Annotated in this window: 21 protein-coding genes; 13 read left to right on the forward strand and 8 right to left on the reverse strand. The window is 58.8% G+C overall.

The features are described from left to right. The 10 genes from ABY948_RS03050 to ABY948_RS03095 all read left to right on the forward strand — a co-directional run. A partial coding sequence (locus tag ABY948_RS03050) for an alpha-isopropylmalate synthase regulatory domain-containing protein (RefSeq protein WP_461481040.1) occupies positions 1-666 on the forward strand: 666 nt, incomplete at its 5' end. A gap of 11 nt (positions 667-677) precedes the next feature. Then, a complete protein-coding gene (locus tag ABY948_RS03055) occupies positions 678-1,406 on the forward strand; it encodes a hypothetical protein (RefSeq protein ID WP_461481041.1) in 729 nt (242 codons plus the stop codon). Next, a complete protein-coding gene (rimI, locus tag ABY948_RS03060) occupies positions 1,403-1,858 on the forward strand; it encodes a ribosomal protein S18-alanine N-acetyltransferase (RefSeq protein WP_461481042.1) in 456 nt (151 codons plus the stop codon). Before ABY948_RS03055 ends, rimI begins: the two co-directional genes overlap by 4 nt. A 182-nt stretch (positions 1,859-2,040) precedes the next feature. After that, on the forward strand, positions 2,041-4,392 hold the full coding sequence (locus tag ABY948_RS03065) for a putative bifunctional diguanylate cyclase/phosphodiesterase (protein ID WP_461481043.1): 2,352 nt from the start codon (positions 2,041-2,043) through the stop codon (positions 4,390-4,392). Between the two features lie 84 nt (positions 4,393-4,476). After that, positions 4,477-5,421 (forward strand): YbgA family protein, encoded by a 945-nt coding sequence (locus ABY948_RS03070; RefSeq protein WP_461481044.1) that lies wholly within the window; start codon positions 4,477-4,479, stop codon positions 5,419-5,421. Between the two features lie 11 nt (positions 5,422-5,432). Continuing rightward, the gene (locus tag ABY948_RS03075; RefSeq protein WP_461481045.1) at positions 5,433-5,627 is read left to right on the forward strand and encodes a hypothetical protein; all 195 of its coding nucleotides are present in this window, start codon (positions 5,433-5,435) and stop codon (positions 5,625-5,627) included. Positions 5,628-5,659: 32 nt separating this feature from the next. After that, positions 5,660-6,115 (forward strand): NfeD family protein, encoded by a 456-nt coding sequence (locus tag ABY948_RS03080; protein ID WP_461481046.1) that lies wholly within the window; start codon positions 5,660-5,662, stop codon positions 6,113-6,115. 47 nt (positions 6,116-6,162) lie between these two features. Beyond that, the gene (locus ABY948_RS03085; protein ID WP_461481047.1) at positions 6,163-7,014 is read left to right on the forward strand and encodes an SPFH domain-containing protein; all 852 of its coding nucleotides are present in this window, start codon (positions 6,163-6,165) and stop codon (positions 7,012-7,014) included. A gap of 8 nt (positions 7,015-7,022) precedes the next feature. Further along, positions 7,023-7,487 (forward strand): DUF2059 domain-containing protein, encoded by a 465-nt coding sequence (locus ABY948_RS03090; protein ID WP_461481048.1) that lies wholly within the window; start codon positions 7,023-7,025, stop codon positions 7,485-7,487. Positions 7,488-7,582: 95 nt separating this feature from the next. After that, a complete protein-coding gene (locus ABY948_RS03095) occupies positions 7,583-7,966 on the forward strand; it encodes a YMGG-like glycine zipper-containing protein (protein WP_461481049.1) in 384 nt (127 codons plus the stop codon). 21 nt (positions 7,967-7,987) lie between these two features. Here ABY948_RS03095 and ABY948_RS03100 read toward each other — a convergent pair whose 3' ends face one another. The 8 genes from ABY948_RS03100 to ABY948_RS03135 all read right to left on the reverse strand — a co-directional run bounded on the left by ABY948_RS03100 (position 7,988) and on the right by ABY948_RS03135 (position 18,197). Beyond that, on the reverse strand, positions 7,988-8,740 hold the full coding sequence (locus ABY948_RS03100) for a hypothetical protein (RefSeq protein WP_461481050.1): 753 nt from the start codon (positions 8,738-8,740) through the stop codon (positions 7,988-7,990). Next, positions 8,730-11,153, reverse strand: coding sequence for a Lon protease family protein (locus tag ABY948_RS03105; protein WP_461481051.1), 2,424 nt, complete (start codon positions 11,151-11,153; stop codon positions 8,730-8,732). Before ABY948_RS03105 ends, ABY948_RS03100 begins: the two co-directional genes overlap by 11 nt. 11 nt (positions 11,154-11,164) lie before the next feature. After that, a complete protein-coding gene (locus tag ABY948_RS03110; RefSeq protein ID WP_461481052.1) occupies positions 11,165-11,605 on the reverse strand; it encodes a host attachment protein in 441 nt (146 codons plus the stop codon). 157 nt (positions 11,606-11,762) lie between these two features. Continuing rightward, positions 11,763-12,296, reverse strand: a complete 534-nt coding sequence (locus tag ABY948_RS03115) for a response regulator transcription factor (RefSeq protein WP_461481053.1) — start codon at positions 12,294-12,296, stop codon at positions 11,763-11,765. Next, positions 12,293-13,552: an ATP-binding protein gene (locus ABY948_RS03120; protein WP_461481054.1), complete on the reverse strand. Its 1,260-nt coding sequence runs from the start codon at positions 13,550-13,552 to the stop codon at positions 12,293-12,295. The genes ABY948_RS03115 and ABY948_RS03120 overlap by 4 nt, the downstream gene beginning before the upstream one ends. 25 nt (positions 13,553-13,577) lie before the next feature. After that, positions 13,578-15,689: a TonB-dependent receptor gene (locus ABY948_RS03125; protein ID WP_461481055.1), complete on the reverse strand. Its 2,112-nt coding sequence runs from the start codon at positions 15,687-15,689 to the stop codon at positions 13,578-13,580. Between the two features lie 148 nt (positions 15,690-15,837). Next, a complete protein-coding gene (locus ABY948_RS03130; RefSeq protein WP_461481056.1) occupies positions 15,838-16,704 on the reverse strand; it encodes a universal stress protein in 867 nt (288 codons plus the stop codon). After that, positions 16,704-18,197 (reverse strand): SulP family inorganic anion transporter, encoded by a 1,494-nt coding sequence (locus tag ABY948_RS03135; protein WP_461481057.1) that lies wholly within the window; start codon positions 18,195-18,197, stop codon positions 16,704-16,706. Before ABY948_RS03135 ends, ABY948_RS03130 begins: the two co-directional genes overlap by 1 nt. Positions 18,198-18,568: 371 nt before the next feature. Between ABY948_RS03135 and ABY948_RS03140 the strand changes: the two genes are divergently transcribed. The 3 genes from ABY948_RS03140 (at position 18,569) to ABY948_RS03150 (ending at position 21,192) form a co-directional block, all read left to right on the forward strand. Continuing rightward, a complete protein-coding gene (locus ABY948_RS03140) occupies positions 18,569-20,140 on the forward strand; it encodes a peptide chain release factor 3 (protein ID WP_461481058.1) in 1,572 nt (523 codons plus the stop codon). 70 nt (positions 20,141-20,210) lie between these two features. Further along, positions 20,211-20,633, forward strand: a complete 423-nt coding sequence (locus tag ABY948_RS03145; protein WP_461481059.1) for a VOC family protein — start codon at positions 20,211-20,213, stop codon at positions 20,631-20,633. Positions 20,634-20,694: 61 nt separating this feature from the next. Then, positions 20,695-21,192: a hypothetical protein gene (locus ABY948_RS03150; RefSeq protein WP_461481060.1), complete on the forward strand. Its 498-nt coding sequence runs from the start codon at positions 20,695-20,697 to the stop codon at positions 21,190-21,192. Positions 21,193-21,240 lie beyond the last annotated feature (48 nt).

Here is a 21,240-nt window from a genome sequence, read left to right on the forward strand (position 1 = left end):
GCCCACGAGTCCGGCATCCACCAGGACGGGGTGCTGAAATTCCGCGAGACCTACGAGATCATGAAGGCCCAGGATGTGGGCTGGAGCACCAACAAAATTGTGTTGGGCAAACTGTCCGGCCGCGCGGCGTTCTCGGCACGGCTGGAAGAACTGGGCATTCAGTTCGACAACAAGGCCGATCTCAACGCGGCCTTTACCCGTTTCAAGGAACTGGCGGACAAGAAGCGCGAAATCTACGACGAGGATTTACAGGCACTGGTCTCTGAGATTCAGGTTGGTGAAACCACTGCGGAACAGATTACCCTGGGGGAGCTGGAAGTCATTACCAAAACCGGTCAATTGCCCCACGCCGAGCTGACGCTGCACTACAAGGGCGAAACCTATCGCTCGACCGCGGATGGCGATGGCCCTGTCGATGCAGTCTTCAAGGCGATTGAAAAGCTCACCAAAAGCCAGGCTGAACTGAAACTGTATCTGGTCAATGCCGTAACCGAAGGAACCGATTCCCAGGGCGAAGTAACCGTGCGCCTCGAGAAGGGTGGCCGTATCGTCAACGGACAGGGTGCCGATACCGACATTCTCGTCGCCAGTGCGCGAGCCTACCTGAATGCCCTGAATCTGTTGGAGAACCCCGACCGGCTGCACCCGCAACTGGGCGGCGTGTAAAGGCCCCGGGCATGAGACAGGCGCTGCGTGACTGGTATCTCGGCACCCTGGGGATCGTGCAATATCGCCCCCGGGAAGAGGACGGCGCTGAGCTGCCTTTCCATGTGGCGTCGCCGGCGGTAGCACCGCTGGAAGTTGAGCCGCCTCTTGCCCGCCAGGTGCCCCCGGCCTCCGACACAGAGCAGCTAGCGCAACTGCTGCAGCCTCAACAGGTGTCATTGCCCTCACCGAAGCCGTCAGAGCAGGTTTCTGTCGAACAGATACCCGCTGCGGATCAGGCGCCGTTCCGGCTCGCCTGCTGGCAGCCCTGCGAGGATTTGCTGGTTTTGAATGCCCTGTCTTCCGGGGGCGTGCCGGTCGCCGATGAAACCGCCCTGCTCGGTAATTTGCTGCGGGCCATTGGCCGTGGCGACGGCGGTTCATTAACGCCTGAATTGATTGACTGGCCGCTCGGTAAGGGCGAGTCATCGGATCTCGCCGGCGCCAAGGCCATGCTGTCGGTATTTGTGGATGTCCGCATTCGCAAGCGCGGTGTGCTGGCGGTGTTGTTAATGGGCGAATTGCCGGCCGCGTTGCTGTTGCCCTCACAACGGCCTTATCCGGAAGTCCTGGGGACAGTGGAGGAACTGGCTGGCGGGGCGCGTGCCATCGTCACCCGCAGCCTGCAGGAGATGCTGCGGGAACCGGCCGGCAAGCGCGACAGCTGGTTGGCCATTCAGCATTTGAGCGTGTTGCCGTGAGTGACAACCCCTCTGTGCGGGCCATGCTGGCCGAAGATATTGCGGCCATTGCGGCGATTGAACAGCAGGTGACACCGCATCCCTGGAATCAAAACCAGTTCCAGGACAGTTTCGCAAAGCACCGCTGTTTAACCATGACCCTGGACGGGAAATTGGTGGGCTATGCCATTTATACGCTGGTGGCGGGGGAGGCGGAAATTCTCAACATTGCCATCGCTCCCCGGTGGCAGGGCAGGGGGTTGGGTAGCCAATTGCTCGACGCGGTAATCGAGCGAGTTTCAGGTGAGGCGGAACACCTGTTTCTCGAAGTCCGCGCCGACAATATTTCCGCCCAGACCCTCTACCAAAATGCCGGGCTGGTGGAGATCTGCGTGCGCAGGAATTACTACCGCACCGCCGCAGGTCCCATGGATGCCATCATCATGGCCATGGACTTCGGCACTTGCCGTTGATCAGCGGCAATTCACATCGCCAGCGCCAATATTTCCGCGCTGTCTTTGTGAGCCAGTTCACAAAACGCTGGTGATTCACCCTTGATCCCTGCCGTTCGTCGCTAAAACGGACATTAACCGTCCTACGCCACAGATTGTTTTTCTAAAATCGTTTCCGTTGATTGGAAGATGAGCCCTTGCCCATGAAAGCGACGGAAGAGTTGGCGACGCAAGCCACCCGCTTTGAAATTGCGCATTTGCTGCTCGACAGATTGCCCCTGTGTCTCGGGGTGATGGCGGGATTTTGCGTTGTCCAGGTATTTGCCTGGGTGAACTCCTCGCTGAGCTGGCCGCTGGTGCTGTGGTCCGGGTACGCGGTGGCGGTATTCGTCGGGGGCTGGCTGCTGATACGTCGCCTGGCAGAAACGCACCAGCTGGTGGGTATAAACGCCAAACTGGTCGAGGACATTAATAACCTGGCGGTAGTCCTTTCCATCGCACTGGGTCTGGTGTGGGCATTTGCCAGCGTGATCCAGTTTTATCTGCGCGATTCTGACCACTGGCTGTATTTTTCCACCCTGATCGGTGCGGCGGCGAGTAGCGGCATGCTGTTTAACTACAGTATGCGCGCCTCCCTGATCAGCGTCGCCATGGTGCTATTGCCCTGTACCCTTCAGGTCTATCTGTCAGGCCATGACGCCAGTCTTTATTTTGCCGCCTTTAGCCTGATCTACACCGCCACCCTTTATGTGGTGTTGATCCAGTTGCATCAGTTGCTGGAAAAGAATGTTTCCCTGCGTATCAAAGCGGAAGAATCGGCCCGCAAGCGCGCGGAACTCGGCTACCTGTTTGAACAGCATTGGCAGAATGCGCCCCTGGCGGCGGTGCAGTGGGACAAAAATAACCGCGTCATTGACTGGAACCCCAGTGCCGAACGACTGTTTGGTTACAGCAAGGCGGAAGTGCTGGGCAAGCACTGTGAGTTTTTTGTTCCCCCTGCGTCGCTGCAACAGTACCAGTCAATGTGGACAGCGCTGTCCCGCCGGAAAGCCGAGGGCAGTCACAGTGTCCACGAGATTCAGGACAAGCAGGGGGTGGTAAAGATTTGCGAGTGGAACAATACACCACTGCTGAAGGAGGGAAGGCTGATAGGGGTGGCGTCGTTTATCGAGGATATCACCTCGCAGGTCAGCGCCAAGGAGACCATCCAGCGCCAGGCGACGTTTGACACCCTGACCGCACTGCCCAACCGCCGCCGCATGATGGATGAACTGGAGGCGGCCATTTCCCGCTCCCAGCGCCACAAACAGTTTGGCGCGGTGCTGTTTCTCGATCTGGACCATTTCAAGGACATCAATGACACCCAGGGCCACCATATGGGTGATCTGGTATTGCAATATTTTGCCGAGCTGCTGCGCTCGGTGGTCCGCAAGGAAGACGTGGTCGCCCGGTTTGGTGGCGACGAGTTCGTGGTGCTGGTGCAGGACCTGGGGGGGAAGGCCCAGGAGGCCCGGGCCAAGGTGCTGTCCATTGCCGACAAGATCATGGAGATGGGCAAAACCGTCTGCAAGCGGGAGGGACTCGAATACGAGATTGAGGTCAGCGGCGGTATCGTCATGTTCCGGGGTAATGGTTACAGCTCCCACGACCTGCTCAAGCAGGCTGACCTGGCCATGTACCGGGTGAAGAATTACGGTCGCAAGGGCTTCAGTTTCTACGACGACTCCATGGCAGTGGAGGCGGAGTATCGCGTCACCATGATTCGCGAACTGCGGGCCGGCATTGAGAACGGCGAGTTTGAGCTGCACTTCCAGCCATTGGTGGACGCCGCCGGAACCCTGGTCTTTGCGGAATCCCTGCTGCGCTGGAAGCGTCCTTCCCAGCGAGTTGTACCGGCAGCCGAATTTATCGAATTCATGGCTTCACTGCCGATGATGAACGAAGTGGGTGGCTGGGTATTTGACAGCGTGTGCCGGAACATGCGCAGCTGGATGGACCAGGGAATCTGGAATTCGGACCGGGCGCTGTTCGTGAACATCAGCCCCAAACAGTTTGATAACGAGCAATTCGCCGAGCAGATCAAGGAAACCGTCCGGAAACACGGTATCTCGCCGCAGCAGTTGGTGCTGGAAATTACCGAAGAGAGCCTGATTAACAATCTGGACCGGGTGCAGGGACAGTTGCTGGAGTTGATTGATTTTGGCCTGCGCATCGCCCTGGACGATTTTGGTACCGGTTACTCTTCGCTGGCCATGTTGCAGAAATTGCCGGTGCAGTTTGTGAAACTCGACCGGGAATTTATCAGCAATCTGGGCTCCTCCGAGGATACTTACTCCATCGTCAAGGCGGTGATCAAACTCTGCCATATCCTGTCGCTGGAGGTGATCGCCGAAGGTGTCGAGACGGAACTGCAGCACAACATACTCCAGACCCTGGGTTGCAATTACTTCCAGGGCTACTACTTCCATAAGCCCATGCCGGTCGAGTCGTTCACCGCGTTGGTCGATGATCGGGACGAACAGGACAATATCGCACACCTGAAACTGGTTACCTGATTGCCAGGACGTCGTAACAGCTGCTGCGGTACACCCTGTGCGCCAGACAGGGTATAGTTGGGGCCTTGTTGTGGGGAGCGGTTAGTGGGGAAAATTCCGGTCGGTATCAGCGCCTGCCTGATGGGGGACGAGGTCCGTCACAATGGCGGTCACAAGCGCGACGCCTATATCAATGGCACCCTGGCCAGCTATTTTTCGTTCCACCGTTTTTGTCCCGAAGTGGGTATCGGCCTCGGTGTACCCAGACCGGCCATCCGGCTGGTGGCCTCTGAGCGCGGCATTCGAGCGGTGGGCAGTCGCGACAGTGAAATGGATGTCACCGAGCCGTTGATAGATTACAGTCGCCAGCAGCTTTCCCTGATCGAGCAATTATCCGGCATGATCGTGAAACGCGCCTCACCCAGCTGCGGCATGGAGCGCGTTAAACTTTACAACGATAAAAATATGCCCCATCCGGAGGGCGTCGGTATTTTTACCCGTGAGATTATGGCGAAATTTCCGCTGCTGCCGGTGGAGGAAGAGGGGCGTTTGGGTGACCCCGGATTGCGCGAGAATTTTATCCAGCGGGTGTTTATCTATCACCGTTGGCGGACTGAATACGCCAACGGGCTCAGTGTCCAGAAACTGACGGAATTCCACGCCCGCCATAAACTGATTTTCATGAGCCACGATCAGGATGGCAGTCGCGAACTGGGGCGTATTGCCGCCAGTGCCCGCAGCGAGAATCTGGACGCAGTGGCCGGGGAATATATCGCCCTGGCGATGGCAACCCTGAAAAAGGCGGCTTCCCGCAAAAATCACGTCAATGTCCTGCAACACATCCAGGGCTATCTGAAGCAGCAACTGGACGCTGATGACAAACAGGAATTGGCGGAGGTGTTTGAACGCTACCGCCGGGGAGAGATACCCCTGATTGTGCCCATCACCCTGCTCAGACACCATTTCCGCAGAGCCCCGGATGAATACATTGAACAGTCGTGGTATCTGAACCCCTATCCGGAAGAACTTAAATTGCGCAATCTGGTATAAGGTCAACGAACATGGATAGGCAGAAAATTAACATCCCGGTGTCGCTGATACTGCTGGATCTGCTGGGGGCGATACTGGTCGCCATCGGCATTCTCGGCGCCCTCGACGAGGGCGGCCCCGCCGACTATTTGCTGGTGGCGGCCGGACTGGTGCTGATGCTGCCGTTGGTACTGCATATTCTCAACAGGCTGCAAGGCCGCCGCTAACTAACAAAATATTATCCAGAGGAATCCTGTCAATGGAATTTGAACTCGCATCTTGGCACTGGCTGGTGCTCGGTATTGTGCTGGTGATTATGGAAATTTTTATTCCCAGTTTTACCATTTTCTGGTTTGGTCTGGGTGCCCTGATAGTGGGTGTCCTGTTACTGTTCATACCCCATTTGTCACTGACCGGACAGCTATTGGTCTGGTTGCTGGCGTCCTGTGCTTTTGCGCTGCTCTGGTTCAAGTATTTCAAGCCGCGCATGATCGATAAAACCACCGCCGGCATTGCCCGCGAGTCAGCCATCGGCGAATCCGGGCAGGTGATCAAGGTTCCCATGGGCGAACGGCGCGGTATCGTGCGTTTTACCACGCCGGTACTGAGTGCCGATGAGTGGGAGTTTATCTGTGAGCAGGAGGTCGCCGAGGGCGATCGGGTTTTTATTAAAGAATTTTCCGGCAACACCCTGATTGTGGTGAAACTGGATTAAGTTTTTCCCACTAATATATTGAGTTAAGCCCTCTAAAGGAGAAAGGAATGGAAGGCACAATTGTCGTTTTTGCGCTGCTGGTACTGGCGGCGATTACCATTGGACTGGGTGTCAGGATCGTGCCGCAGGGCAGCAAGCATGTGGTGCAGCGGTTGGGCAAATACCATAAAACCCTACCGCCGGGGTTGAACATCATTATTCCCTACGTCGATAGCGTGGCTTACAGAATATCCACCAAGGATATCGTGCTGGATATCCCTTCCCAGGAAGTGATTACCCGCGATAACGTGGTAATCATCGCCAATGCGGTGGCCTACATTAATATCCTCTCCCCGGAAAAGGCAGTCTACGGCGTAGAGGACTACGAACTGGCGATCCGCAATCTGGTGCAGACATCGCTGCGCTCCATTGTCGGTGAAATGGATCTGGATGATGCCTTGTCTTCGCGGGATCAGATCAAAGCCAAACTGAAATCCTCCATCTCCGATGATATTTCCGACTGGGGGATCACCTTGAAAACCGTGGAAATTCAGGACATCAATCCCTCCGGTACCATGCAGCAGGCGATGGAAGAACAGGCCGCTGCCGAACGCCAGCGGCGCGCCACCGTGACCCGCGCCGACGGTGAAAAAACCGCCGCCATTCTGGAAGCGGAAGGGCGCCTGGAAGCCTCGCGCCGGGATGCGGAAGCCAAGGTGGTTCTCGCCACTGCGACCAAAGAGGCGATCGAAAAGGTCACTGAAGGCATTCAGGACAAAGAACTGCCGGCGGTCTTTTTACTGGGGGAGCGGTACGTGGAAGCCATGCGTGAGATGGCCAAATCCGACAATTCCAAACTGGTGTTGCTACCCGGTGATATTCCCGCCGCAGTACGCGGCTTGATGAACTTCCAGAAGTAGGTGCGGTGATGAAAATATTGCAACTGCTCAGCCTGTCAATGGTGTTGAGCCTGGTGAGCGCGCCGGGCTTTGCCGATCCCGAGCGGGAGGCCGCCAGGGGACTGCTGGAAAGTATCCACGCCGAGCAAGTCATGAACGACATGATCCAGCGAGCGCTGGTGGTGGAACTGGAAAATAACCCGGCCCTGGCCCCCTATCAGGGGGTGTTCAAAGCATTTTACGACCAGTACCTCAGCTACCCGGCCATCAGTGAACAGTTGATTGATCTCTACACCGAAGCCTTCACGTTGGAAGAGATCCAGCAGATCACCGCGTTTTACCAGACGCCTGCGGGTGCAAAAGCAATGCGCTTGTCTCCTGAACTGTTTCAGAAGGGCATGCAGATTGGCCAGCGCAATGTGGCAGAGAACATTGATGTGCTGCAACGTATGATCGCCGACGAGGCAGAGCGTTTGCAGTCCCAGGCGGAATAATCGCAGCAGGTTGTCAACCCGGGGCGAATCCGTGCGTTTTATTACAGCAGAGCATTATATGGGCACCGTTGAGTCGGGCCGGGAGTAGAACAGTAATGAAGAAGGGTTTGCTAATCGGCGCAGTGCTGCTGGTTCTCGGCGGCTGCACCAGCCCCGCTGGTTCTCCCTATGGCAGCACTGGCGGCATCATTATCGATACCAAGGGTGTTGATATGTCCCATTACCACAGCGATCTGGCGGAATGCCAATCCTATGCCTCCCAGGTGCCCGTGGCCCAGCGCACTGCCACTTCCACCGCCGGCGGCGCGGTATTGGGTGGGGTGGTTGGCGCGATAGTTGGCGACAGCGATACGGCCAAACGCGGTGCCGGGGTCGGCGCGGTTACCGGCGCCGTCAAAGGGGTGTCATCGGGTACTCGCGAACAACAACAGGTGGTGAGAAACTGCCTGCGGGGCAGGGGTTACCGGGTGCTCAACTGATAGCGCCGCCATTGCCGGCCGTCAATTGACCAGCATTAACGGATAACTGAACTGTTCAGTCAGTTCCGCCAGTTGTCGTTCGGTGAGCCCATTGAGGGCGTTTTTCGACATCAAAATCAGCGATGAAACGGGCAGTTTCAGGAAGCGCAGTTGCTCCGGGCGGGTTGAACGCACCAGTTCAAAATGCAGGCGGACACCCTGCACCGGCAATTTCTCGGCGATGTCTGCGGGCAGGGGTGTTTCGCTGACGATGGTGACATCCGACACCATGCCATTCACCGAGAGCAGCCTGACCACTTCCAGCATGCGGTCAAACTCTGGTTGGCAGTGATAGATCAGGGTCAGCTGCTGGTGGGGCTGGGAAGACTGCCGCTGTAGGCTGAGATAGGGGCGGCTGCGTCCGGGGAAAAAAATATCGCAGCCCTGATGGGACAGTGCGCAGACCGCCAGCTCCCCGCTTTCCTCGGCAAAGGTCCAGGCCAACTTGTCCCGGCTACTGAGTTTTTCCAACAGCCTGCGCGCCCTGGCCGCGGCAATTTTGTTGATCCGCAACAGTTCTGCCGGTTGCAGTTCCCGCTCTTCCGCCGACAGGTAGTTGATCTCGGTGGAGAAGGGCAATTCCGCCACGGACATCAGCTGACTGTCTTCGATGTACAGTCCGGTTAGCGACGCATTCAGTCGACGGGCGATGCTGACCAGCGTCACCAGCCCGGTTTCGGTGGCACTGTAGGCATCCAGGGCGATCAGGATGCGCCGTTCAGTGCTACTGCTCACGACGGTCACCCTTGTCATCGTGGACAGCGTATTTTTTTGCCAGCTGAATCCATTCCGCCACTTTTGCCGCGACCCGGCCATTGACCGAGTTAGCCGGGTACTGCGCCTGTTGATCGGGTTCGCCGGCAGGGATACCGGTGAGCAGGGACAGGGCCTCGTCGATGGTGGAGACCGCATAGATGTGAAATTGCCCGCTGGCCACGGCATCGATGACCCGGCTGGCCAGCATCAGGTGTTGGGTGTTGGCGCTGGGCATGACAACCCCCTGATCGCCGGTCAGCCCCCGTGCGGCACAGATATCGTAGAAGCCTTCGATTTTCTGATTGATACCACCGATGGCCTGTACCTGTCCGTGCTGGTTGATGGACCCGGTGACGGCGAGATTCTGGCGAATCGGGATATCGGCTATGGCGGACAGCAACACGGTAATTTCCGCCACCGAGGCGCTGTCGCCCTCGACACCGCCGTAGGACTGTTCAAACACCAGGCTGGCGGAAATCGGCAGGGGACGATTTTTGGCAAAGCGACTGGCAATAAAGGCGGACAGGATCAGCACGGCCTTGGAGTGGATGTTGCCGCCGAGTTTTACCTCCCGCTCGATATCCAGCACCTTGCCGCTGCCCAGCCGCGCCTGGGCGGTGATGCGGGTGGGGCCGCCAAAGGCATATTCCCCCAGTTGATACACGGACAGGCCGTTGATTTGCGCCACTTTCGCACCGCTGCTATCCACCAGCTGGATGTCCCGCAGAATACTTTCGTGCACCCGTTCCCTGAACTGATCCATACGCCGGACGGCGGCCTCTATTGCCTGCTGCACATGGAGCGCGGAAATCCTGTCGGCCTTGGCGATAGCGGCGTAGTAGTCACTTTCACACAGCAGGTCAGTGAGACTGTTCAGGCGCAGGGGCAGTTTTTCGGCGTCTTCCAGCATCCGCGAACCTTGTTCGACCACCCGGGCTACCGCGCCGGGATCCAGGGGCCGCAGTGATTTGCGGTGTTGCAGGGCGGCGATCAGCCGGGCATAACCGAGGGTGTTGTCGGCGGTGCGCGGCAGGTCTTCGGAAAGATCGGCGGGCACCTTGAACAGCAGCTTGAAATCCGGGTCGTAGGCTTCCAGCAGGTAGTAGATCATGCGGTCGCCGAGCAGGATCACCTTCAGGTCCAGGGGCACCGGCTCCGGCTCCAGCGATTTGGTGCTCACCAGGCTGAGTAGCTGGTCGATGGATTCAATGCGGATCTCATGGGCGTGCAGCGCCCGTTTCAGGGTTTCCCAGGCGAACGGGTTGGTCAGCACCTTGAGGGCATCCAGCAGCAGGTAGCCGCCGTTGGCGCGGTGCAGGGCGCCGTTGCGGATCAGGGTGAAGTCGGTGGTGAGGGTGCCGAACTGCGCCTCGTGTTCCACCCTGCCCATCAAGTTGTTGAGTGAGGGGTTGTCCTCATAGACGATCGGCGGGCTACAGGTGCCGCTGTTATCCACCAGCACATTTACCTTGTACATGGGAAATTCGTGCACCCGTGCCTTGAGGTCTTCCGGGCCACTGGCATGGCCCTCTTCTTCGCGAAAGGCATCGACGTTTTCGATCACATCCTGTTTCACTTCGGCGAGAAAATTGAGTACCTCGGCGTGCTCCCCATAGCGGATCTCCAGCTCGCGGAATATCTGGTTGACAGCGTTCAGCACGATATTCTGGTTGAGCTTTTTCATGCGCTCGCGGCCCTCTTTCATCCACATGGGCATTTTCAGGACCACCTGTTTCAATTCTTCCTTGAGCTCGCTGATTTTCTCTTCAATCGTCTTTTGTTCTGCTTCGTCGAGGGCCTCGAATTCTTCGGGGGTAATAATTTTATCCTTGGCCAGGGGGGCCAGGGTGTAGCCGGTGGGGGTTTGCATCAGCGCGATGTCGCGTTCCTTGGCCTTGTCCCGCAGGGTGGTAAATGCCTGTTGTTCCTTGTCGCTGTATTCCTCGGAGATTTCATTGAGGCGGGCCTTGTATTCGGCACTCTGGAACACCCCCGGTATGGTCACCAGCAGGTCCTCGATGCACTGTTCCATATTCTTTTGCAGGCGACCGGCCACGCCGCAGGGCAGTTTCAACACCTTGGGCTGCTGGGGGGCACTGAAGTTGTTGATGTAGCACCAGTCGTTGGGACGCGGGTCGTCGGCGATGTGCTGTTGCAGGAAATCCTGCAGCATCTCGTGTTTGCCCATGCCAGGAGAACCCATGACGTAGATGTTGTAGCCCTCATGGTGGATGCCGAGGCCAAATCGCATGGCGTCCAGGGCGCGATCCTGGCCAAAATAATTGTCCAGGTGTTCGAGTTCCGTGGTGTCTTTAAAACTCAGGGTTGCCGGATCACAGCGTCTGTAGAGGCTTTCGATCGGCAGCGCCGGGGGTAATGGTTTATCTGTCACGGTCTGCTCACTTATAGGTATTTGGGCAAATGGTTGCGGATTTCGGCAGGGGACAACTTCACCAGCAGCGAGTCAAATTCCTCCGGGATGCGCTTTTTGACGTCCTTGCCGAGGTGTTTGTGAAAGGCTCCCAGCATGTGGGAGGGGGCGACCAGGTAGAGCCGGTGAAACCGTTGCTGTCGGTGACTTTTTTCCAGCAGCGCGCAGATTTCCCGGGCAAAGATATCCCGTTCCTGATTCTTGATATCCTGGCCGTCTTCCATGCCGTGGATGCCCGTATGACCGCTGCCGCTGTATCTGCCGGGCTGATCGGTGACCAGGTCTGAAATTTTGCTGCGGCCAGCACTATGCAGCATGTCTTTCAGCTCTAGCAGGGGTTCCTTTGAGCCAGTTGTGCTGAACAGTCGCGCCTGGGTTGCGTCGGCAACCAGTACCCAGATGGTTCCACTCATGGCCTACCTCCCAACAGAGTGAGTTGTGAAGGAAAACAGCTTGTCTGCTTGCTCGCTTAAGCGCTTTCTTGCTTAAGAATAGTTTCGATCTGTGATCTTGGCACGTCGGGCCGACCGCGGCTCGATCCCGGTCAGTCGCTCTGCACAGCGGGGGCGCTCAGTGTTTGACCGGGCGTTTTTGCAGTTTTCGCTGCAGGGTGCGACGGTGCATCCCCAGGCTGCGTGCCGTGGCGGAGATATTGCCGTCGTGTTCGGCCAGTACGCGCTGGATATGTTCCCATTCCAGGCGTTCTACCGAGGGAGGGGTGTCGTTGATCGGCACTTCGGAATTGGGTTTTACGCCCTCGAAAGCCGCCAGTATGTCGTCCACCGAGGCGGGCTTGCAGAGGTAGTTGGCGGCGCCCATTTTGATGGCTTCCACGGCGGTGGAGATGCTGGAATAGCCGGTCAGAATGAGCACCTGGATGTCCGGGTTGATGGCCTTGAGTTGCGGCAGCAGGTTGAGCCCCGATTCCGTTTCCAGCTTCAGGTCCACCACCGCCCGACTGGGCTGGTAGTCGCGACATTGGGCCAAGGCTTCACTGGCATTGTGGGCGGTGATGGCTTGATAGCCTCGCCGAGCCAAGGCCCGCGCCAGGATGCTGGCAAAGGTGGCGTCGTCGTCGACGATCAGCAGGCAGGGCAGCGTCATGGCTCAGACCTCAAGGGCAGCAGTACCCGGGTGAGGGTGCCACCCTCCGCGCCGGGCTCGATACTGACGGTGCCGCCGTAGCGATTCAGGGTTGCCTGGGTGAGGAACAGGCCGAGTCCCATGCCATCGGGTTTGCTGGATTGGAAGGGTTGGCCGAGCCGGCCCTGCAATTGCGGGGCAATGCCGTGACCAGAATCCCGAATGCAGAGTTCGACCATCCGCTCGTCCCAGCCCACTTCAACATCCACTCGCTCGGGACTGACGTCGGCGGCGTTGTTGAGCAGGCTGGTGAGGGACTGGGCCACAGTGGGGTGAAACTGCACGGGGTGGTCCGTCAGCTTTTCCCCGTAGCGGATATGGGCCTGAACCCGTGGACGCATGACCTGCCAGCGCTCAAACAATTTGTCGAAATAGGCGCGCAGTGAGCCCTGTTCAAGGCTGCCGGCCCCACCTTCTGCGGTGGCCACCAGTTGTTTCAAGGTGGTGCGGCACTGCTCCAGCTGCTGTTGCAGGATGTTGAGATCTTCGCCGCTGGCGGACTGTTCGGCGACCATCTCGTCCACCAGAATTTTCATGGTATTGAGCGGTGTGCCCAGTTCGTGGGCGGTGCCCGCCGCCAGTGAGCCAATGGCCAGGAGCTGTTCGTCGCGCAACTGATCCTCCCGCTGGTTGGCCAGTTGTTCCTCCTGCCATTTCAGGGTGCTGGCCATGCGGGTAACGAAATAGGTGATCAGGCCGGCGCTGACGGCGAAGTTGCACCACATGCCGAGGATGTGCAGGTTGTTGCTTTCGCCGTGGTGGTGGCCGGGGGACAGCGCCGGAATGCTCAGGTTGTTGCCCAGCAGCCAGCTGTAGGCCGCCAGGGACAGCAGCGTTATCGTCCAGGTGTAGCGCAGGGGCAGGGTGGCGGCGGCGATGCTGATGGGCACCAGGTAATAGGACACGAAGGGATTGGCCGCGCCGCCGCTGAAAAACAGCAGGGCGGTGAAAAAGGCAATATCCACCAGCAGGTGGCAGAAAAATTCCATTTCGGTGATGGCCGGGTAGCGGAAGGTGCGCCACCAGGTGGTGGCAATCACCAGTGCGTAGAGGGCGAGTATCGCGCCCAGTACCAGCACCGGCAGGCCGATATCCTGTATCTGGCTGAAAAAAAGGAGGGCCAGTAATTGGCCCCCAAGGGCGATGTTGCGGATGATACTCAGCTGGCGCAGGTTGTGTCGCGCTGCCGAGTGGAGGGATGTGTTGATTCCGGTCATGGTGGGATGTTAACAGATGCCCCCGTTACCAGTGCATGGTTGCGGCCAGGTAAATATTGCGACCCGGCCCCGCCAGGCGCTCGCCCACCGCGATGTCGCTGTCGGCATTGCGATTGTAGCCGGCCAGGTGGTCCCGATAGCGGTTGTCAAACAGGTTTTCCACCCCGCCGGACAGGGTCAGTTGCGGGGTCAGTTGGTAACTGCCCGACAGGTTGACCAGGCCGTAGCCGGGGGTTTTCTCTTCCTGATTGAATCCAGATACCTTGTTCTGCGGGGCATAGAGTACCGATTCCACTGCCAGGATGACGGCCTGCTGCTGGTAGATCAGTGCCAGGCGGTTGTTGAGCGGGGCCACCCGGTACAGGTTGTCATCCTCATCCCGGCGTTTGCCGCGCACATAGTTGAGCGTGCCCTCGATACGCAGGGTGGCGGAGAGGGCGTAGCCGTAAGCCATATCGGCGCCGTACATTTCGGCGTTGACATTGTCGAACATCAGCGCCGGCTGGCCCCCCATCATGGTGCTCAGCATGTTGGCCGTGGCATCAGTGGTGGGAACACCCTGGATGTAATCGTCGATGCGGCGGTAGAACAGCTGTGGGGTCAACCAGGCGGTGCCGTTTTGCCAGTCGATGCCCACAGTGATTTCATGGGCTGTTTCCTCGTCCAGATCCAGGTTGCCGATATAGTTGCGGCCATCCGCCAGACCACCTGTTGCCGTCAGCGGCAGCCACAGGTAGCGCTCCTGATAGGACGGCGCGCGGTGCTTGTGGCCGAGGCCCAAATTCAGGGTGGTGGTGTCGGTCAGAACCCGACTGAGGTTGAGGGCCAGGTCCAGGTAGGTGAAGTCCTCGTCCCGATCACCGTTGTTGAAAGCTGAGGCCAGCAGGTTGGCATTCATCGCCATCATCCCCATCATGCCGCTGGCGCCCACGGTTTCACTGTCCATCTGCACCCGGTTGACCCGTGCGCCGGTCTCTACATGCCACTCACCGATCTCGCCTTGCCACTCGCTGAAAATGCCGTAGCTATCCCGCTCGGCGTCGTTGAAGTTGGCCACCTCGAACATGCCGTTGTTGGGGTTGCTGATAGTGGCGGTGTGCACCGTCTGGTTGCCATCGGTTCCCAGGGTCAGATAACCGTTGCTCACCGGCCAGCGGGCGTTAAATGTCCAGGCGGTGTTGTGGGCGCTGGCATTATTGGTCCGGTAATCCGCCAGGGAAGCGGGTGCTGTGCGCTGGGAGAAATTATCCATTTTGTGATCGACATGGTTGTAGGACAGCTGTCCGCTGACCACCACATCGCCAATGGTGGTGCTGACATGGGTGCCCGCCATATCGCCGTCGATATGGTTGATGTCCATGGGCAGGGCGGGGGTGCCGGTGTCGCGGGTGTCCAGTTCGCCGGCGTAGATTTCGAAGTGACTGTCGTCGTTTTGCCAGCCGTAACTCAGATCGTAGCGGCTGCGGCGGTATTGGCTGCCGCCGATGTCATCATCGTCGCCAATGCGGGTCTCGTCCCCCTCATCGTGGCTGGCCAGCGCCGTGACCTTGTGATGGCGGTTGGCCAGTGTAGATTTCAGTGCGCTGCTGGAACCATCGCTGTTGCCGTTAAAGCGGCTGGAGAGGGCGCCTGAGGTTTCGAACTCCTCGCTATTGCCAAATTCGCCGCGGTCCAAAGTGGCCGTCATATGTCCGCCGAGGCTTTCCTGGGCCGCGCTGACCGGAGCGATACCGCGAGTAACCTTCAGAGACTTCAGCAACATGGGCGGGGTGTAGGTTAGCGGCGTGTCCATGGCATTGGGGCCGCCGGTGAGGGTGGGGGCGCGGTCGATATGAATGCTGACTCGCTCTCCGTACAGGCCCCGGTATTGGGCGATGCCGGTAACGGGTCCATTGCTGTTGACGTTGGCGCCCGGCACCCGCTTCAGCAGCTCCGCGGTGTCCAGCACGGGCAGCTCGGCGGGTTCAATAGCCAGTGACAGCTCTCCGGTAGTCTGTACGCCGGTCACATTGATCTCTTCGGGGGTGCTGTGCTCCGCCAGCAGGGGCAGCGGCAGGGTGGTCAGCAACAGCGTGGCTAAGCGGGGAGATAAGCCGGGAAATAAGCGGGGATGTACGAGGGGAAAGTCGCGCTTCACGGGCCGGATCTCCATGGTCAGGTTCGAGTGGCCGGCATCTTACTGATGAAGCACGCTTTTGAGGATGTGACAAATTGTCGCACCGACAGCAAAGACGTTTTCGCCCGACCCTGTTAAAAGGCCAGGCGAAATGGGTTGAGCGGAGGAACTAGCGCAATAGCAACAGCGGTATTTTTGAGTTGATCAGCATGCGCTGGGTGAGGCTGCCGAACAACAGCTCTCGCAGGCGGCTCTGGCCGAATGCGCCCATCACCACCAGTTCAATGGCGTGCTCGCGGTAGTAGCGCTCCAGTTGCTGCTGCACATCGCCGCTCAGCTCGGCGCAGATGGTTTTCAAGCCCGCCTGTCGCAAAATGGCGGCGCCCTCCTGCAGTTGCGCCGATTCCTGTTCTCCCTGTCCCACGTGTACCAGGTGGCATTCCAGGCCCTGGTAGAGGGGGCTCAGGCTGACCATATCCAGGGCCTTGCGGGATACCTCTCCGCCGTCGTAGGCGATCATGATGCGCTGTGGGGGCTGTTCGAACGGCCGGTTGACCACCAGCACCGGGCGGTGCAGGGCGCGGATCAGTGACTCTAATTTTGTACCGATCTGTTTTTCCCGGTTTTCGTGCCCCTCGCCGCGAATGCCCACCACCAGCACCCGGATTTCCTCTTCCATCTCCACCAGGGTTTCTTCCAGGCTGCCGTGGCGTTGCAGGTTTTCCGCCTCCGGGCAGCCCCGCGCCAACGCCCGCTCATGGGCGTCCTGCAGCATCGCCTTGCCCTGTTCCAGCAGGATGCGGCTGCGCCGCTCCTCCATGCGGGTCAGTTCTTCCAGCAGTTCCTCGCGGCTGCCCAGGCCGATACTGCCGCTGAGGTCTGTCAGCGGCGGGGTGTCCCGGTGTTCGATGTTGTGCAGCAGCTTGAGGGGCGCCCGCAGCTTTACGGCGATCCAGGCGGCGTAGTCCGTCACCGCCGCGCTGTAGGTGGAGCCGTCGATGCCGGCCAGGATAGTGCTTCTGTGTTGAATGCTCATCAGTGTCCCCCGAGGACCTGGTCGATCTCTTCCGGTTTGTCGTGGATGCCAAAGCGGTCGACGATGGTGGCGCTGGCCTCATTCAGGCCGATCAGCTCCACCGCAACGCCCTCGCGGCGGAACTTGATCACCACCTTGTCCAGGGCGCCCACCGCGGAAATATCCCAGAAGTGGGCGCGGCTGAGGTTGATCACCACTTTGTCCCGCACTTCCTTGAAGTCAAACTGGGCGGTGAACTTGTCCGCCGAGTTGAAAAATACCTGCCCCACCACCCGGTAGGTGCGGATGTCGGTCAGTGCGTCCAGTTCCGAGGACACATACATAAAGTGGCTGACCTTGTTGGCAAAAAACAGCGAGGCCAGCAGCACCCCCACGAATACACCGTAGGCGAGATTGTGGGTGGAGACAACCACCAGCACGGTGGCCACCATCACCAGGTTGGTGGACAGGGGGTATTTTTTCAGATCGATGATCGACTGCCAGCTGAAGGTGCCGATGGATACCATGATCATCACCGCCACCAGCGCCGCCATGGGAATCTGCGAAATCAAGGGGCCGAGAAACACCACCATGACAATCAGGAACACCCCCGCCGTCAGGGTGGAAAGACGGCCGCGGCCGCCGGATTTAACGTTGATCACCGACTGGCCGATCATGGCACAACCGGCCATGCCGCCCAGCAGGCCGGCGCCGATATTGGCGATGCCCTGGCCCTTGCACTCGCGATTTTTGTCACTGTTGGTATCGGTGAGGTCGTCGACGATGGTGGCGGTCATCATCGATTCCAGCAGGCCCACCACCGCCAGGGAAATGGCGTAGGGGAAAATGATATACAGGGTTTCAAGATTGAGCGGTACATCTGGCCACAGGAACAGCGGCAGGGTGTCCGGCAGCTCGCCCATATCGCCGACGGTGCGGATGTCCAGACCAGCTACTACGGCGACCAGCGTCAGTAACACAATGCACACCAGCGGCGAGGGCACGATCTTGCCCACCACCGGCAGGTGCGGGAACAGGTAGATAATGCCCAGCCCGGCGGCGGTCATGGCGTAAACGTGCCAGGTGACATGGGTCAATTCCGGTAACTGGGCCATAAAGATCAGTATTGCCAGCGCGTTGACAAAGCCGGTGACCACCGAGCGGGACACAAAACTCATCAGGTTGCCGAGTTTCAGGTAACCAGTTGAAATTTGCAGCACCCCGGTCAACAGCGTCGCCGCCAGCAGATATTGCAGGCCGTGTTCCTTCACTAGCGTCACCATCAACAGCGCCATGGCACCGGTGGCCGCTGAGATCATCCCCGGCCGACCGCCGACAATGGATATGATCACGGCGATACAGAACGAGGCGTAGAGCCCCACCTTGGGGTCCACCCCGGCGATAATGGAAAAGGCGATGGCTTCGGGGATCAGCGCCAGGGCAACAACAATGCCGGCTAACAGATCAGCGCGGATGTTGCCCAGCCATTGCTGGCGGGTAGAGCTAAGTAACATAAAAATCCTGTTTTTGTATTGCCCGGCATGGCCCTATGGCCAGTTAGGTGTATCGGTGCTGTGAACGGGAAAAAATATGCTGGAGACATGGCCCGGAAGGCCGTGCCGTTTTTGGCAACAGCAGATCGTCGTACTGATTTCAGCAGGCTGAATCGGGCTTACGGTGGCGTGGGCGCGGAGCCGGGGTAACATTTCATAGGGAGGGTACAGCGCTAAAGAGGGGCACATTATAGTCACTCGCCCCATAGATGCAACGCAAGGGCGTGTTCGGGTCGGCACAAGGCCGTCGGGAAAAGATCTACGGCAACAATTTATAGGCTACGGCTCTTCGGCTACAATGCGCCGCTCCCAACACTCACCGAATGCTGCCCATGAGCCGGAAATTTCAGAATCGACGCACTTTTGCGATTATTTCGCACCCTGACGCCGGTAAAACCACCATTACCGAGAAGCTGCTGCTGTTCGGCAACCTGATCCAGGTGGCCGGTACCGTCAAGGGCAAGAAAGGTGATCGCCAAGCCACCTCCGACTGGATGCAGATGGAGAAGGAGCGGGGCATCTCGGTGACCTCGTCGGTGATGCAGTTTCCCTACCGGGATGCCATGGTCAACCTGCTGGATACCCCCGGCCACGAAGACTTCTCCGAGGATACCTACCGCACCCTGACGGCGGTGGATTCCGCGCTGATGGTGATCGACGGCGCCAAGGGCGTCGAGGCCCGCACCATCAAACTGATGGATGTGTGCCGGCTGCGGGACACCCCTATCATCTCCTTCGTCAACAAGATGGACCGGGATATCCGCGACCCCATTGAGTTGCTGGATGAAATCGAGTCGGTGCTGAAGATTGCCGGTGCGCCGATCAACTGGCCGATCGGCATGGGTCACGATTTCAAGGGGGTCTACAACCTCTACACCGACACCATCCATGTGTTCAAACCGGGCCAGGGCCACACCATTCCCGAGGATATCCAGATCCAGGGGCTGGACTCTGACGCGGCCACCGAACTGCTCGGCTATTACGTGGATGAGATCCGCGAGCAGATCGAGCTGGTGCGCGGCGCCACCCACCAGTTTGACCTGGAGCTGTTCCTGGCCGGTCAGCTGACGCCGGTGTTCTTCGGTACCGCCCTGTCCAATTTCGGGGTGCGCGAGATGCTCGACCACTTTGTGCAGTGGGCTCCGGCGCCACAGCCTCGCCAGGCGGTTGAGCGCGTGGTGGAAGCCGGCGAGGAGCAGTTTTCCGGCTTTGTGTTCAAGATCCAGGCGAACATGGATCCGAAACACCGGGACCGCATCGCCTTCATGCGGGTCTGTTCCGGCAAATACCAACAGGGCATGAAAATGCACCATGTGCGCCTCGGCAAGGATGTGCGCATCGCCGACGCGGTGGGCTTCAAGGCCGGCGAGCGGATGGCGGTGGAGGAGGCGCTGGCCGGGGATATCATCGGCCTGCACAACCACGGCACCATCCAGATCGGCGACACCTTCACCGCTGGCGAAGACCTCAAGTTCACCGGTATTCCCCACTTCGCCCCGGAACTGTTTCGCCGCATACGTCTGCGTGATCCCATGAAAACCAAGCAGTTACAGAAAGGTCTTCAACAGCTTTCTGAGGAGGGGAGTACCCAGGTGTTCTTTCCGCTCAACAACAACGACATTGTGGTCGGCGCGGTGGGGCAGTTGCAGTTTGAGGTGGTGGCCTACCGCCTCAAGGATGAGTATGGCGTCGAGGCGGTTTACGAACCGGTCAATGTCTACACTGCCCGCTGGGTAGAGTCCGACGACAACAGGAAAATCGAGGAACTGAAGCGCAAGGTGCCGGACGGCGTGGCACTGGATGGCGGCGGCCATCTCACCTACCTGGCGTCCACCCGGGTCAATCTGGCGCTCACCGAGGAGCGCTACCCGGAACTGCAGTTCCGGGCCACCCGGGAGCTTTAATTCGGGCACGCGTCAGCGGCCAGGGGATTCACCTATACTTTTTTCGTGATCGGCATGAGCGGAGAAAATCGTGAACCCCCAGTCTTCCCCCCGCCTGACCCACCTGGCGCTGCATGTGGTCGATATGGATGCCTGTGTCGCGTTCTACCGCGACTACTGCGACATGCGTGTCTGCCATGAACGCAGCACCGCACAACAGCGCATTGTCTGGCTGGCGGAGCCGGGGCGGGAACAGGACTTTATTTTCGTGCTGATGGATGGCGGTCGCGATCTCCAGTTGCCCGACGACGACTACCGCCATTTCGGTTTTGCCCTGCCCAGTCGCGCCGCGGTGGATGAGATTGCCCGCCGCGCAAAAGAGCGTGGGGAACTGGTGTGGCCGCCACGGGATGAACCCTACCCGGTGGGCTATTACTGCGGCCTGCGCGACCCCAACGGCAATTATGTGGAATTCAGTTACGGCCAGCCGTTGGGGCCGGGTGCAGCCCAATAACCATTGCCCGTCAGGGGTTGTTGTAATAGTCTGAGCGCACCTGTCTGGTAGGGAGAGCACCATGGAGAACCGTCGCAAATCGGTCGTGATCAACAGCCGGTTTCAATACCAGTACGCGCTGGTTGCGGCTGCGGCTTCGGTACTACTGATCAATCTGTTTATCATCATCAACACCCTGCTGCCGGACTACCGCGGGTTGCTGCTCAACGGCTGGCACACCCTGATTGTGGCGCTGGTTGAAATACTGCTGATCGTCGGCGTCTGGTGGGGTTCACTCATATCCAGCCACCGTATCGCCGGGCCGGTCTTTGTCATCGTCCGCGAGGTGGAAACCCTATCCGAGGGCGACCTGACCGCCAGGGTGCGATTGCGCCAACACGACCTGTTCCAGCCGGAGGCGGAGGCGATCAACCAGAGTATCGAGATTCTCCAGCAACGCCTGCAGCGGCTTAAGGAGGTTGTCAGTGAGATAGAGCGCCAACCCGGTGGCTATGCCCCGGGCACCCCGGATCACATTGCCCGGCTGAAGGCGGAACTGGATCAGTTCAAAACAAGCTGATGCCAGTGCCCGCCACCCAGTGGAAAGCGTTGCCGCTTATCCGCCAAT

It is taken from the genome of Porticoccus sp., assembly GCF_041592135.1.
Lineage (GTDB): Bacteria > Pseudomonadota > Gammaproteobacteria > Pseudomonadales > Porticoccaceae > Porticoccus.

What these genes read in the sequence shown, in the direction of transcription:
- ABY948_RS03055 (WP_461481041.1), top strand. Translation starts at nt 678, where the DNA reads ATGAGACAGGCGCTGCGTGACTGGTATCTCGGCACCCTGGGGATCGTG.
- ABY948_RS03065 (WP_461481043.1), top strand. Translation starts at nt 2,041, where the DNA reads ATGAAAGCGACGGAAGAGTTGGCGACGCAAGCCACCCGCTTTGAAATT.
- ABY948_RS03075 (WP_461481045.1), top strand. Translation starts at nt 5,433, where the DNA reads ATGGATAGGCAGAAAATTAACATCCCGGTGTCGCTGATACTGCTGGAT.
- ABY948_RS03080 (WP_461481046.1), top strand. Translation starts at nt 5,660, where the DNA reads ATGGAATTTGAACTCGCATCTTGGCACTGGCTGGTGCTCGGTATTGTG.
- ABY948_RS03085 (WP_461481047.1), top strand. Translation starts at nt 6,163, where the DNA reads ATGGAAGGCACAATTGTCGTTTTTGCGCTGCTGGTACTGGCGGCGATT.
- ABY948_RS03090 (WP_461481048.1), top strand. Translation starts at nt 7,023, where the DNA reads ATGAAAATATTGCAACTGCTCAGCCTGTCAATGGTGTTGAGCCTGGTG.
- ABY948_RS03095 (WP_461481049.1), top strand. Translation starts at nt 7,583, where the DNA reads ATGAAGAAGGGTTTGCTAATCGGCGCAGTGCTGCTGGTTCTCGGCGGC.
- ABY948_RS03110 (WP_461481052.1), bottom strand. Translation starts at nt 11,605, where the DNA reads ATGAGTGGAACCATCTGGGTACTGGTTGCCGACGCAACCCAGGCGCGA.
- ABY948_RS03115 (WP_461481053.1), bottom strand. Translation starts at nt 12,296, where the DNA reads ATGACGCTGCCCTGCCTGCTGATCGTCGACGACGACGCCACCTTTGCC.
- ABY948_RS03120 (WP_461481054.1), bottom strand. Translation starts at nt 13,552, where the DNA reads ATGACCGGAATCAACACATCCCTCCACTCGGCAGCGCGACACAACCTG.
- ABY948_RS03130 (WP_461481056.1), bottom strand. Translation starts at nt 16,704, where the DNA reads ATGAGCATTCAACACAGAAGCACTATCCTGGCCGGCATCGACGGCTCC.
- ABY948_RS03135 (WP_461481057.1), bottom strand. Translation starts at nt 18,197, where the DNA reads ATGTTACTTAGCTCTACCCGCCAGCAATGGCTGGGCAACATCCGCGCT.
- ABY948_RS03140 (WP_461481058.1), top strand. Translation starts at nt 18,569, where the DNA reads ATGAGCCGGAAATTTCAGAATCGACGCACTTTTGCGATTATTTCGCAC.
- ABY948_RS03150 (WP_461481060.1), top strand. Translation starts at nt 20,695, where the DNA reads ATGGAGAACCGTCGCAAATCGGTCGTGATCAACAGCCGGTTTCAATAC.